Origin of the sequence: Stenotrophomonas sp. NPDC077420 (genome assembly GCF_044543385.1) — a bacterium.
Lineage (GTDB): Bacteria > Pseudomonadota > Gammaproteobacteria > Xanthomonadales > Xanthomonadaceae > Stenotrophomonas.
This window is the reverse complement of sequence record NZ_JBITVZ010000028.1, coordinates 15,780-29,176: the sequence shown is the minus strand read 5'-3', so window position 1 is coordinate 29,176 and position 13,397 is coordinate 15,780. Positions and strand designations below refer to the sequence as shown.

The 13,397-nt window shown below is 66.6% G+C and carries 11 protein-coding genes; 5 read left to right on the top strand and 6 right to left on the bottom strand.

Annotated elements, in window-relative coordinates; genetic code table 11:
- Positions 1 to 169: 169 nt before the first annotated feature.
- The gene (locus ACIGII_RS18725; RefSeq protein WP_399640954.1) at positions 170 to 2,335 is read right to left on the bottom strand and encodes a S46 family peptidase; all 2,166 of its coding nucleotides are present in this window, start codon (positions 2,333 to 2,335) and stop codon (positions 170 to 172) included.
- Positions 2,336 to 2,494: 159 nt separating this feature from the next.
- Here ACIGII_RS18725 and tdh point away from each other — a divergent pair, with 159 nt between their 5' ends.
- Positions 2,495 to 3,517 carry an L-threonine 3-dehydrogenase gene (gene tdh, locus ACIGII_RS18720; RefSeq protein ID WP_399641038.1) on the top strand — a complete coding sequence of 341 codons (1,023 nt, stop codon included), beginning with the start codon at positions 2,495 to 2,497 and terminating at the stop codon, positions 3,515 to 3,517.
- Positions 3,518 to 3,756: 239 nt separating this feature from the next.
- Here the strand turns inward: tdh and ACIGII_RS18715 are convergent, their stop codons facing one another.
- Entirely contained in the window at positions 3,757 to 4,455 is a 699-nt protein-coding gene (locus tag ACIGII_RS18715) for a TorF family putative porin (protein WP_399640956.1), read from the bottom strand.
- A 186-nt stretch (positions 4,456 to 4,641) separates the two neighbouring features.
- Here ACIGII_RS18715 and kbl point away from each other — a divergent pair, with 186 nt between their 5' ends.
- Complete coding sequence (gene kbl / locus ACIGII_RS18710; protein WP_399640958.1) at positions 4,642 to 5,853, top strand: glycine C-acetyltransferase; 1,212 nt, start codon at positions 4,642 to 4,644, stop codon at positions 5,851 to 5,853.
- Between the two features lie 67 nt (positions 5,854 to 5,920).
- Here the strand turns inward: kbl and ACIGII_RS18705 are convergent, their stop codons facing one another.
- The 4 genes from ACIGII_RS18705 to ACIGII_RS18690 form a co-directional block, all read right to left on the bottom strand.
- The gene (locus tag ACIGII_RS18705) at positions 5,921 to 6,265 is read right to left on the bottom strand and encodes a hypothetical protein (RefSeq protein ID WP_399640959.1); all 345 of its coding nucleotides are present in this window, start codon (positions 6,263 to 6,265) and stop codon (positions 5,921 to 5,923) included.
- 84 nt (positions 6,266 to 6,349) lie between these two features.
- Complete coding sequence (locus ACIGII_RS18700) at positions 6,350 to 7,189, bottom strand: pseudouridine synthase (RefSeq protein WP_399640962.1); 840 nt, start codon at positions 7,187 to 7,189, stop codon at positions 6,350 to 6,352.
- A gap of 19 nt (positions 7,190 to 7,208) precedes the next feature.
- Positions 7,209 to 7,727, bottom strand: coding sequence for a hypothetical protein (locus ACIGII_RS18695; protein WP_399640964.1), 519 nt, complete (start codon positions 7,725 to 7,727; stop codon positions 7,209 to 7,211).
- A 176-nt stretch (positions 7,728 to 7,903) separates the two neighbouring features.
- A complete protein-coding gene (locus tag ACIGII_RS18690; protein ID WP_399640967.1) occupies positions 7,904 to 9,001 on the bottom strand; it encodes an OmpA family protein in 1,098 nt (365 codons plus the stop codon).
- A gap of 370 nt (positions 9,002 to 9,371) precedes the next feature.
- On the opposite strand from ACIGII_RS18690, the gene ACIGII_RS18685 reads away from it, so the two are divergent.
- The 3 genes from ACIGII_RS18685 to ACIGII_RS18675 all read left to right on the top strand — a co-directional run bounded on the left by ACIGII_RS18685 (position 9,372) and on the right by ACIGII_RS18675 (position 13,359).
- Positions 9,372 to 10,400, top strand: a complete 1,029-nt coding sequence (locus ACIGII_RS18685) for a zinc-binding alcohol dehydrogenase family protein (RefSeq protein ID WP_399640969.1) — start codon at positions 9,372 to 9,374, stop codon at positions 10,398 to 10,400.
- Between the two features lie 98 nt (positions 10,401 to 10,498).
- Positions 10,499 to 12,532, top strand: coding sequence for an FAD-dependent oxidoreductase (locus ACIGII_RS18680; RefSeq protein WP_399640971.1), 2,034 nt, complete (start codon positions 10,499 to 10,501; stop codon positions 12,530 to 12,532).
- 368 nt (positions 12,533 to 12,900) lie between these two features.
- Positions 12,901 to 13,359, top strand: coding sequence for a cell wall hydrolase (locus ACIGII_RS18675; RefSeq protein WP_399640974.1), 459 nt, complete (start codon positions 12,901 to 12,903; stop codon positions 13,357 to 13,359).
- Positions 13,360 to 13,397: the final 38 nt, after the last annotated feature.

Genomic DNA, 13,397 nt, shown 5'->3' with positions numbered 1-13,397 from the left:
GTAAAGGAGGAGGGGGCGGCCGCAGGCCGACGCCGGGGGACATTCGCAGGCAAGGGCATGGCGGCCCCGCGCTCGCCCCACCGGCAGCCGCGTCTACCGGAAGCGCGCAATAAAAAAACCCCGCGGCATTGCCGCGGGGTCTGTTAACCGGTGTAACGACCAACGGTCGTTACCTACCCGTGAGGTTCAGCTCCTTGAGCAGCTGCGGGGCCGGCGCCACTTCCTGCATGATCCACTGCATGTAGCGGCTGTCGACCGCGATCATGCGGGTCATCACCGGGTCGAACACCCAGTTGGAGCTCACCGACTCCCAGTTGCCGTCGAACGCCAGGCCGACCAGCTTGCCGTGCGCATCCAGCACCGGCGAACCGGAGTTGCCGCCGGTGATGTCCAGGTTGGACAGGAAGTTGACCGGCACCGAGCCGATCCGCTTGTCCTCCAGCCCACCGTAGCGCTTGGCCTTGACTGCGTCGAGCAGGGCCTTGGGCGAATCGAACGGATCTTCGCCGGTTTCCTTGGCCGCCACGCCTTCCAGGGTGGTGAACGGCGTGTAGTTCACCCCGTCCTTGCCGTAGCCCATGACGTTGCCGAAGGTGATGCGCAGCGACAGGTTGGCGTCCGGGTAGACGAATTCGCCCTTGCTCTTCTTGTAGTCGGCCACGGCCTGCAGGTAGGCCGGGCGGGCCAGCAGCGATTCGCCTTCGCGGGTCTTCTTCTGCTCTTCCTGCTTCAACAGGGCCGGCATGGTTGCCACGGCGTACTGGATGACCGGGTCGGTGCTGGCTTCGAAGGCGGCGCGGTCGGCCTTGAACCAGGTCAGGCGCTCGTCCAGGCTGCCCAGCTTGGTGGCGGACAGTTTCCTGACCAGGCCGTCCACGGCGGCCGCATCGCTGCCGGCCAGCCACTGGTTCAGCACTTCATTGGTGCGCTGGGCCGGCGGCAGGGCCACGTACTGGGTCAGCCAGTACTGCTGCAGCTGCTGGTCCATGCCCGCCACGTAACGGCGGTCCATCTGGCGCAGGCTGCCTTCGATGGTCGGCAGGTCGCGTTCCTGGTAGCCGGCTTCACGCTCGGCATCGGGCTTGGCGCGCTCGATCGACAGGCGGTACAGGGCCAGCGCCGCGCCGACGGCGGAGGTGGTGTTGAACTGGGCCACGAACAGGTCGCGCTCGCGGGTGGATTTGCTGGTATCGAGGTGCTTGACCAGCTGCGCGTGCGCGGCCAGCGCCGGCTTGCCGGCCGCGCCCTGCTTCTTCAGCCAGGCCAGCACTGCAGCCTCTTCGGCCTGCTTCTGGCCGGCCGCGTCGATGCGCTTGAAGCCTTCCAGCTGGCCCACGTAGTTCTTCGCCACGTTGTTCATGCTGGCGGCAGTGGCGGCGTATTTCACCTTCACGTCCGGATCGGCCTTGCCGGCCTTGGCGATCAGGTCCAGCACCGCGTTGTAGTGGCGGGCGATGGTCGGGTAGGTGAAGCTGGCGGTTTCATTGAATTCCGCAGCCAGTGCGTAGCGGTTGGTGCGGCCCGGGTAGCCGGCCACCATGACGAAGTCGTCGGCGCCCAGCGGCTGGTCGGCGAACTTCAGGAAGTGCTTCGGCTGGTACGGCACATTGTCGGCCGAGAACGCGGCCGGCTTGCCGTCCTTGCCCACGTAGGCACGATAGAGCGAGAAATCGCCGGTGTGGCGCGGCCACATCCAGTTGTCGACGTCGCCGCCGAACTTGCCGACGCTGCCCGGGGGCGCGTAGACCAGGCGCACGTCCTTGATTTCCATGTTGCGGAACAGGCGGTAGGTGTTGCCGCCGGAGAAGCTGTACAGGCGGCAGCGGAAGCCGGCATCGGCTTCGCAGGCGGCGGTCTGGGCCTTGTCGAACGCTTCCAGCGCGCGGGTGCGGGCCAGCGGGTCCTTGCCGGCCGCGGCGATGGTGGCCTTGGCCTGGTCGGTGACGTCGGTGATCTGGTCGAGCACGAACACGCGTGCGTTCGGGCCGGCGCTCAGCTCGTCCTTCAGGGTCGGCGCGTTGAAGCCGTCCTTGATCAGGTTCTTCTCGGCGGTGGAATTGAGCTGGATGGCGCCGTACGCGCAGTGGTGGTTGGTCACCACCAGACCCTGCGGCGAGACGAAGCTGGCGGTGCAGCCACCCAGCGCCACCACCGCGCCCATCGGGTCGCCGGTCAGGTCCGAGATCTGTTCAGGCGACAGCTTCAGGCCGGCCTGCTTCAGCGGCCCGGCGATCTCCGGCAGCTGTTGCGGCACCCACATGCCCTCAGCGGCATGGGCGGCCTGGACCAGCCCAAGGCTGGCGACGACGGAGAAAGCGAGCAGGTTCGAGCGCATGAGCGGCCCCTGGTGAAAGAACCGCCGATTGTAGCCGGGTCCCCCGCCTGCCCTGTCGGCCGAAAGTCACGACCGCACCGCAACATGCCCAAGCCCCTGCCGGCCCTATAATTCCGCCTTTCCCCCCAGACGAGTTCCACCCCGATGGCGCAGCAAACAATGAAGGCCTTGGTCAAGCGTGAAGCCGCCAAGGGCATCTGGCTCGAAGAAGTGCCGGTGCCGGTGCCGGGCCCGAATGAGGTCCTGATCAAGCTGGAAAAGACCGCCATCTGCGGTACCGACCTGCATATCTACCTGTGGGACGAATGGAGCCAGCGCACGATCAAGCCGGGCCTGACCATCGGCCATGAGTTCGTCGGCCGCATCGCGGAGATCGGCCCGGGCGTGACCGGCTACGAGATCGGCCAGCGCGTGTCGGCCGAAGGCCATATCGTCTGCGGCCATTGCCGCAACTGCCGCGGCGGCCGCCCGCACCTGTGCCCGAACACGGTGGGCATCGGCGTGAACGTCAACGGCGCCTTCGCCGAATACATGGTGATGCCGGCCAGCAACCTGTGGCCGATCCCCGACCAGATCCCGTCGGAGCTGGCGGCATTCTTCGACCCGTACGGCAATGCCGCGCACTGTGCGCTGGAATTCGATGTGATCGGCGAAGACGTGCTGATCACCGGTGCCGGTCCGATCGGCATCATCGCCGCGGGCATCTGCAAGCACATCGGTGCGCGCAACGTGGTGGTGACCGACGTCAACGACTTCCGCCTCAAGCTGGCCGCCGACATGGGCGCCACCCGCGTGGTCAACGTGGCCAACACCTCGCTGAAGGACGTGATGAATGAACTGCACATGGAGGGCTTCGACGTGGGCCTGGAAATGAGCGGCAACCCGCGCGCGTTCAACGACATGCTCGACTGCATGTACCACGGCGGCAAGATCGCCATGCTCGGCATCATGCCCCGGGGCGCGGGCTGCGACTGGGACAAGATCATCTTCAAGGGCCTGACCGTGCAGGGCATCTACGGCCGCAAGATGTACGAGACCTGGTACAAGATGACGCAGCTGGTGCTGTCCGGCTTCCCGCTCGGCAAGGTGATGACGCACCAGTTGCCGATCGACGAGTTCCAGAAGGGCTTCGACCTGATGGAACAGGGCAAGGCCGGCAAGGTGGTGTTGAGCTGGAATTGATTGCGCGTGTCACGACCAACGGTCGTGACCTACCGGTTGCGCCGTGTCACGACCAACGGTCGTGACCTGCCGGTTGCGCCGTGTCACGACCAACGGTCGTGACCTGCCGGTTGCGCCGTGTCACGACCAACGGTCGTGACCTGCCGGGCGTGGCAACACCATGGCGGTAGGTACCGACCGTTGGTCGGTACGAAAAAGGCACCCATCGGGTGCCTTTTTCTTTGGCCGCCAAACGCGCGTTATTGCCCGACGGCGACCGTGAACACCACGCGGTTGTCGGCCAGCTTGCCGCTGTTGTCGCGGCCGTTGCCGTCGGTACCGTAGTAGCCCAGGCCCAGGGTGAACAGGCCCCAGCTGCGGTTCACGCCGATGTTCCAGTCGGTGTAATCCTGCGCGACGCCGTCCTCGAACGTGCTGCGGCCCACGTTGGCGGTCAGGTTGAAGTCGTTCGGCAGCGCCCACTCGGTACCGGCCGCGAAGTACCAGCCGTCGGTATCGGTGTTCCAGACATCATTGGTGTAGGCCACGGTGACGTTGTAATGCTCGGCGAAGCTGGTCTTGGTGATCAGCTCGGTATATGCCAGCTCGCTCGACCCCGGATAGCTGTAGTGGTTCAGCATCACGTCGAAATTGACGCTGTCGCTGACGTCCACGCCATAGCCGATGAAATAATCGACTTCGGCGTCCGGGCCGCCATCACCGAAATCCACGCCCGAGCCCCACACACCGGCGTACAGGCCCACCGGCGAGGTATAGGTGAAGCCCGCCTGCAAGGTCGGGTCTTCATCGGTCTGCGAGACCCCGCGGAACACATAGTCGGACACGCCGGTGACGTTCCAGCTGAAGGGCGATTCGGCCTCGTCCTGGGCGCTGGCGGCAAACGGGACAAGCAAGGCGGCGCAGAGCACAGCGGCGGCGGTACGCGTAGCGTGGTTCATGCGGGTCTCTCCGGGGCGTGGGGGCGGATGCAGCGGGGTTTACGGTTTTTTAACCTGATTGATATTGCGATGCAACAATCACATCCGCAACCGTTTCCGGGCCGGGCCGATGCAGCGGGGGGAAACGCCCCCTGCCCGGCCCCGGCAGGTAAAATCCCGGTTTTCCCGTACCGATGACCGCCTGCCATGACCGACGCCACGAACGCCCCGCTGACCCGGCACTACGTTGAAGAACTGGAGGCGATCCGCGCCCAGGGCCTGTTCAAGTCCGAGCGCGTCATCACCAGCCCGCAGTCGGCCGAGATCACCCTGGACGACGGCCGCACGGTGCTGAACTTCTGCGCCAACAACTACCTGGGCCTGGCCGACCACCCGGACCTGATCCAGGCGGCCAAGGACGCGCTGGACAGCCACGGCTTCGGCATGGCCTCGGTGCGCTTCATCTGCGGCACCCAGGACCTGCACAAGCAGCTGGAGCAGCAGATCGCCGGCTTCTTCGGCAAGCAGGACACCATCCTGTACGCGGCCTGCTTCGACGCCAACGGCGGCCTGTTCGAGCCGCTGCTGGGCGAGAACGACGCCATCATTTCCGACGCGCTCAACCACGCCTCGATCATCGACGGCGTGCGCCTGTGCAAGGCCAAGCGCTTCCGCTACGCCAACTGCGACATGGCCGACCTGGAAGCCCAGCTGCAGGCGGCCGATGCGGCCGGATGCCGCACCAAGCTGATCACCACCGACGGCGTGTTTTCGATGGACGGCTTCATCGCGCCGCTGGACGAGATCACCGCACTGGCGAAGAAGTACAACGCACTGGTGCATATCGACGAATGCCACGCCACCGGCTTCCTGGGCGCCACCGGCCGCGGCTCGGCCGAGGTCAAGGGCGTGCTGGAGAAGATCGACATCATCACCGGCACCCTGGGCAAGGCCATGGGCGGCGCCCTGGGCGGCTTCACCACCGCCAGCGCCGAGGTGATCGAACTGCTGCGCCAGCGTTCGCGTCCGTACCTGTTCTCCAACTCGCTGCCGCCGCACGTGGTGGCCGCCGGCATCAAGGCCTTCGACATGCTGGCCGCCGCAGACGACCTGCGGACCACGCTGCAGGAAAACACCGCGTATTTCCGCGAGAAGATGACCGCCGCCGGCTTCGACGTGAAGCCGGGCGTGCACCCGATCAGCCCGGTGATGCTGTACGACGCGCCGCTGGCGCAGAAATTCGCCGAGCGCCTGCTGGAAGAAGGCATCTACGCGATCGGTTTCTTCTTCCCGGTGGTGCCCAAGGGTCAGGCCCGCATCCGTACCCAGATCAGCGCCGCACACACGCGCCAGCACCTGGACCGCGCGATCGATGCCTTCACCCGCATCGGCGTGGAACTGGGCGTGATCAAGGGCTGATGCCGGGGGGGCGAAATGCCCCCCAACCCGCACGTTTCCGCCAGGAGCAGCCGACTGACAGTCGGCGCTACTTCTTCTTTTTGTCCTTCTGCGTTTCCTTGCTGGCCACTACCACCGGCTTGGCAGCCGCGGCCGCATTCGGATTGCCCTTGGCCACGCGGATGCCATTGGCCTTCATCCAGGCGTCGAACTCGTCGGCGCTCATGCGCTTGTCGCCATCGCTCATGTGGAAGCGATAGGCGCCGCGGCCATCGCGCTCGGAGGCCGGCAACTGCACCTCGACGACCTTGTCGGTCACCGGCGGCGGGGTCTTGGCCGCCTGTTTATGGCCGCCGCAGGCGCTGAGCAGCAGGGCCGGCAGCAACAGGCAGGCGCCCCCCAGCAGTGGGCGGCAATGGATCAGGGTTTGCATGACACTTCTCCCGGTAGTGGTCAGTCAGTAAGCGACAGGCCCTCCCTTGCCCGGTGGTGTGCCCGCTCCCCGGCAGGCCACGCACTACGATGCGACCACGGCGTTTCCCGCCGTGGGGTACAGCAGTTCCAGGTCCTGCGGCTGCAGCTCGCGCCAGGCGCCCTTGGCCAGCGTCCCCAGTGCCAAGTGGCCGATCCCTACCCTGACCAAACGTAGAACGTTGATCTGCAGGGCCGCCAGCAGCCGTCGGATATGCCGGTTGCGGCCTTCATCCAGCACCACTTCCAGCCAGGCAGTCTTTTCCCCGCTGCGCAGCAGGCGCACCTGGCGCGCGCGCAGCCGTTGGCCCTGGTCCTCGACGCCGGCACACAGCGCGGCCAGCTGGGCCGCATCGGGAATGACGTCCACCTGCACGTGGTAGGTCTTGTCCGGTCCGGTATCGGGGTCGGTCAGGCGCGCTGCCCATTCGGGATCGTTGCTGAACAGCAGCAGGCCCTCGCTGGCCTTGTCCAACCGCCCGACAGGGGCCAGCCACGGCAGACCGGCGCCATCGAAACAGCGGTACACGGTGTCGCGTCCCTGCTCGTCCTGCGCGGTGGTGACCAGGCCGCGTGGCTTGTTGAGCATCAGGTGGATACGTCGCGCGCCGCCCAGCGGCTGGCCATCGACGCGCACCACGCGGCGGCCGTCGACGATAGGGAATTCAGGGTTGTTGATGGTGCGGCCGTCGACCGTGACCCGGCCATCGGCGATCCAGCGCGCGGCTTCGGCTCGCGAACACAGGCCGGCCTTGGACAGCACGCGTGCCAGTCCATGGCGGGGTGCCGCTGCGGCAGCCGCGGGCGGACGGACCGGGGCGGCCGCACGCCGCGGGTCGCGGCGTGGTCGCTGGTCAGGCGCTGCGGGGGGCCGACGGGTGCGCATCGGTCGCAGCGCGCGGGTCTTACTTCTTGCCGTCCGGCTTGGTTTCAGCCGGAACGGTGGCCGCCGGGGCCGGTGCAGCGGCAGCGGCCGGCGCCGGGCGTGCCTTGACCACGCGCACGCCCTTGGCCTTCATCCAGGCGTCGAACTCCTCGGCGGTCATGCGCTTGCCGTTCTGGCTCATGTCGAAGCGCCACGGCGTGTTGTCGAATTCGGTCTGCGGCTTGTACGCGGCCGGATCGTTGGGCTTCACCGCCGGGGCGCCGGGCATCGCCTTGGCGACGTTCTGGCAGCCATCGATGCGCAGGCGCTGCAGCACGCGGTCCAGCGACTGCTGCTGGTCGAAATTGGAACTCAGCACGCCGGCAGGCATGCCCAGTTGCACGTTGCGGATGTACAGCTCGTTGGCCACCGGCGCGATCGCGGTAGCCGGCAACGGAAGCGGCGCCACGCTGGTGGCCGATGCCGAGCAATCCACGGCTGCGTAAGCGGTGGGAACCAGGGCCAGGCCGAGTGCGGCGGCCAGTGCGATACGCAGCATGGGATGCATCCAGGAGAGAGGGCGACGCAGCGAGTTTAACAGCGCCACAACGGCTTTCAAGATCCCACATTCAATGAATACGGCAACTGGTTGGTTTTATTGTCGATTTCATGTTCGAAGCAAAAAAAAGGGCCCGGCGATGCCGGGCCCTTTCCTGAGACTGTGTTCCGGAACGATCAGTTCTGGACGTTCAGCTCGGTACGACGGTTCTTCGCACGACCTTCCGGGTTGTCCGAACCATCCGGGTTGGTGTTCGGCGCAATCGGACGGCTCTCGCCGTAGCCGATCGGACCCACCAGACGGCTGGCGGCAATACCGTTCGAGGTCAGGTAGTTGTACACGGCGGTAGCACGACGCTCGGACAGCTTCTGGTTGTACTCGTCGGTGCCCTTCGAGTCGGTGTGGCCAGCCACTTCGACGCGCAGATCCGGGTAGCGGCTCAGGATCTGGGTCGCTTCGGACAGGATCGCCACGGCGTCCGGACGCAGGTTCGACTTGTCGAAGTCGAAGTTGACGCCCTTCAGGTCGATGGAGACCGGCACCGGGCAACCGTCCGGACCGATGGTCTGACCCGGCTGCGAATCCGGGCACTTGTCGTCGCAGTTGTTGACGCCGTCGCCGTCGTCATCCAGGTCGGCGCAGCTCGGCGCGGCCGGAGCCGGAGCCGGAACAGCGGCGACCGGAGGCGGGCCCAGCGGGATCACGACGCCGACCGAGGCCAGCACGTCGCCGAACCAGCTTTCGTCCGGAGCAGCAACGCTCTGGTCGTCGAAGTCACCGCGGTAGGCCACTTCGGCGCGGACTGCAACGCGCTTGTCGAAGGTGGTCTGCAGGCCGACGCCGACCTTGGCGGCGAAGTTGCCGTCCTTGCGCTCACCCGGGCTGTCCACCGACGGGAAGTTGTCGTATTCCTCTTCCGACCGCTGGTAGCCCAGGCCCATCAGCAGGTACGGGTTCCAGCCACGGCCTTCCTGGATGAAGTGGTAGCGGGCGTCGAACGACGCGCCGTACTGGCTCCAGTTCAGGTCCTGGTTGTCATCGAAGTTCGGGTTCTGGTAGTTCATCTCGAAGTCGAGCGACCAGTTCGGGCTGACGAACTTACCCAGACCCAGGGTCACGAACGGAGCATCGTTGGTCAGACGATCGCTATCCTGGAAGTTGAAGCCGGCCGAACCGGTCAGGTACCAGCGGTCATCATACTGCGACTGCGCGGAGGCTGCCTGGGCGAAAGCCAGGCCGCCCAGCAGCGCAGCAGTGAGGATCTTCTTGTTCATGTAATACAGCTCCTATTTCGGGGGTATGAAACCGGTAGAGGCATGGGCCAGCACTACTGCGTCGTTGAAGACTGCCGATTCAGCACGCCACCGCCGCGAACATTATGCTCAGGGGAGTGAAGGCGATGTTAACGGTCACGTAACATGTGAAATCGACCGCCAGACCTCCACCGGTCCAGCTGGAGGCACCCTATACAGGTTGGTGAATTTCCGCAAGAGCCAACAATGGCAAGGGTTTTAGCCACTTTCCCAAAGAATTCAACGGCTCGCTACAGTATTTGATGCAAATACACGCCGTGACGCGATTCAGCTCAAAAACAGGTTTGAAAACGTCTCTATGATGAACGGGATTCACTTCCCAGGAGCCGATATGAACGCCGTAGGCCTGACCCGCTACCTGCCCATCGACGATCCGGATGCACTGCTCGACCTGACGCTTCCTGAACCGGGCGCGCCGCAGGGACACGACCTGCTGGTACGCGTTCAGGCGGTTTCGGTGAATCCGGTGGATACCAAACAGCGCGCTGCGCGCGCCGGCGAGGTTTCGCCGCCGCGCATCCTCGGCTTCGATGCCGCCGGTACGGTTGAAGCGGTCGGCCCGCAGGTCACGGCGTTCGCGTCGGGCGACGAGGTGTACTACGCCGGCGACGTGACCCGGCCCGGGAGCAATGCGCAGCTGCAGTGGGTGGACGAGCGCATCGTCGGGCGCAAACCCACCACGCTGGATTTCGCTGAGGCTGCAGCGCTGCCGTTGACGGTATTGACCGCGTGGGAGCTGCTGTTCGACCGCATGCCGTTGCACTTCGACGACGCGCGTCATGTCGGCCAGACCCTGCTGGTGATCGGCGGGGCCGGAGGCGTAGGGTCGATCGCCATCCAGCTGGCGCGGCATGCCGGCTTCACCGTGGTGGCCACCGCCTCGCGCGATGCGTCTGCCGAATGGTGCCTGCGGATGGGGGCCGACCATGTGGTCGACCATCGTCAGCCGCTGCCGGAACAACTGCAGGCGCTGGGTATCGCGCAGGTCGAGGTGGCGCTGAACCTGGCCGACACCGACCACTACTGGGAAGTGCTGGGAGACCTGCTCGCCCCGCAGGGCCATGTCGGGCTGGTGGTGGAGCCGCGCGGGCCGCTGCGGATCGGCGACCCGTACAAAGCCAAGTGCATCGGCATCCATTGGGAATTCATGTTCGCGCGTTCACGTTTCCAGACGGCCGACATGATCGAACAGCACCGCATCCTCAGCCGCGTGGCCAGCCTGGTCGACGCGGGCGAACTGCGCAGCACCGCACACACCTCGCTGGGCACGATCAACGCGCGGAACCTGCGCCAGGCGCATCGCCTGCTGGAAGGGGGCGGGGTGACCGGCAAGCTGGTGCTGTCGGGCTGGGACGCGTGATGTAGCACCCACCTCGGGTCGGCATGGCGCGCGGCCTCCCCTTGCGCACAAGGGCATTCCCGGGCACCCTTTGCGCATCCATACGCAAGCGTATCTTCATGTCGCCAGCCACCGGTTCCGCCGCTTACCCGCACCTGTTCGCCCCGCTCGACCTGGGCTTCACCACCCTGCGCAACCGCGTGCTGATGGGGTCGATGCATACCGGGCTGGAGGATCGCGCGCGCGACTTCCCGCGTCTGGCCGCCTATTTCGCCGAACGCGCGGCCGGCGGGGTCGGCCTGATCGTCACCGGCGGCTACGCGCCCAACGTGGTCGGCTGGCTCAAGCCCTTCGGCGGCAAGCTGTCCTGGCCGTGGGAAGTGGGTCCGCATCGGCAGCTGACCGGGGCGGTACATGCCCATGGCGGCAGGATCTGCCTGCAGCTGCTGCATGCCGGCCGCTACGCCTACCACCCCTTGTCGGTGGCACCGTCGAAACAGAAGGCCCCCATCAATCCGTTCACCCCGCGTGCGTTGTCGGCGCGCGGCGTGGAGCGGCATATCGCCGATTACGCGCGCAGCGCGCGGCTGGCGCGCGAGGCCGGCTATGACGGCGTGGAGGTGATGGGCTCGGAAGGCTACCTGATCAACGAATTCATCGCCCCGCGCACCAACCTGCGCGGCGACCGCTGGGGCGGCGATGCCCATCGGCGCATGCAGTTCGCCGTGGAGATCGTGCGCCGCATCCGCGAAGCCTGCGGACCGGATTTCATCATCATCTATCGGTTGTCGCTGGTGGATCTGGTCGAAGACGGCAGCAATTGGGACGAGATCGTGCAGCAGGCCAAGGCGATTGAAGCGGCCGGCGCCACCCTGATCAATTCCGGCATCGGCTGGCATGAGGCGCGCGTGCCCACCATCGCCACCTCGGTGCCGCGCGCGGCGTTCGCCGGCGTCACGGCCAAGCTCAAGCCGCATGTGCAGGTGCCGCTGATCGCCACCAACCGGATCAACATGCCCGACGTGGCCGAACGCATCCTGGCCGGCGGCGGCGCGGACATGGTGTCGCTGGCGCGCCCGCTGCTGGCGGATCCGGAATGGGCCAACAAGGCGCGCGTCGGACGCGCGCATGCGATCAACACCTGCATTGCGTGCAACCAGGCGTGCCTGGACCACGTGTTCCAGAACAAGACCGCCAGCTGCCTGGTCAATCCGCGTGCGGTGCATGAAACCGAGCTGGTCTACCGCCCTGCCCCCGCTCCGAAAACAATCGCCGTGGTCGGCGCCGGTCCGGCCGGGCTGGCCGCGGCCACCGTGGCCGCCGAACGGGGCCATGCGGTCACCCTGTTCGATGCCGGCAGCGAGATCGGCGGACAGTTCAACGTGGCCAAGCGCATTCCGGGCAAGGAAGAATTCCACGAAACCCTGCGCTACTTCCGCCACCGGCTGGAGGACACCGGGGTCACGGTGAAGCTGGATACGGTCGCCGACGTGGCCACCCTCGCCGGCTTCGACACGGTCGTGGTGGCCACCGGCATCACCCCGCGCCAGGTCGACTTCCCCGGCGCCGACCACCCCAAGGTGGTGACCTATCTGGACGTGCTGCTGGGCAAGGTCCAGGTGGGACCGGAGGCGGCGATCATCGGCGCCGGCGGCATCGGGTTCGACGTGGGCGAATTCCTGGTCCACGACGGCCCGTCGCCGGCGCTGGACCCGGCGCGCTGGATGGCCGAATGGGGCGTGGACCCGACCTTCGAGGCGCGCGGCGCCCTGGCCCGCCCGCAGCCCGAGGCGCCGGCACGGAAGGTGTGGCTGCTGCAGCGCAGCCCGGGCAAGCCCGGCGCGCGGCTGGGCAAGACCACCGGCTGGATCCACCGCGCCACGCTCAAGGCCAAGGGCGTGAAGATGCTCGGCGGCGTGGACTACCTGGGCGTGGACGACAGCGGCCTGCGTATCCGCATTGACGGCCAGGAACAGACCCTGCCGGTCAGCCACGTGGTGATCTGCGCCGGGCAGGAGCCGCGCCGCGACCTGCACGCCGCGTTGCAGGCGGCAGGCGTGGACGCGCACCTGATCGGCGGCGCTGACGTCGCCGCCGAGCTGGACGCCAAGCGCGCCATCGACCAGGGCAGCCGCCTGGCCGCGACTCTTTAAGTTGCGTGCCGGCCAACGGCCGGCGCTACCCTGCACGATTGATTCACCGGTCGGGGCCGGTAGCGCCGGCCGTTGGCCGGCCCCCGTACGGCCCGGGACTGCACCTGAACAGGGCTTCCAGACCCCCTCCCGAAGCTGAATGTCAAGCCTTTCGGTTCAGGATGCGTTGCGAAATCCCCCCCTATCGTGCGCCGACTTTCCCGCTCACCACCCAGTTCGAGTGGGCGTGCGGCCCCCGACGTCTTCGGGTGCCGCTCCCGGGCGGCCCCGATGGCCGCCTCCCCATGACGCCAAGCAGTGCCTTCACGCCCCCGTCCCCACACTCGGACGGAGCAGCCAGGTGCGGCCCATACGGAGCAAGGAGATTTATGAAACTGGCCTGGATACTCTGGCTGTCGCAGTTGTTGCCGCAGCCGGCCGCCGATTCGTTGTGCCTGAGCACGACCGTCTACCTCGAAGCGCGTGACCAGACCCTGCGCGGCCAGCAAGCCGTCGCGGAAGTAGCGTTGCGCCGCCTGGACAGCGGTCTGTGGGGCGACTCGATGTGCAAGGTGGTCACCGCACGCAAGCAGTTCGCACCGACCATCGTCGCCCCCGGCACCCAGCTGGGCAACAGCGACGCCTGGGAAGAAGCCATGACCGTGGCCTTCGACGCCGAACGCAACTGGGCGCTGCCGGTCGGCGAACGCAAGGAGATCGTGCCGGGCGCCAGCCACTTCGCCGCGCTGTCGATCGCCAGCCCGAGCTGGCGCAATGCCTACCAGGTGGCCACCATCGGCGACCACACGTTCTACCGCGTGCAGAAACTCAAGCCACGCGCGTCGTAACGGTCTGTTACGGGCATACCGTTGAGGATGCGGGGCCG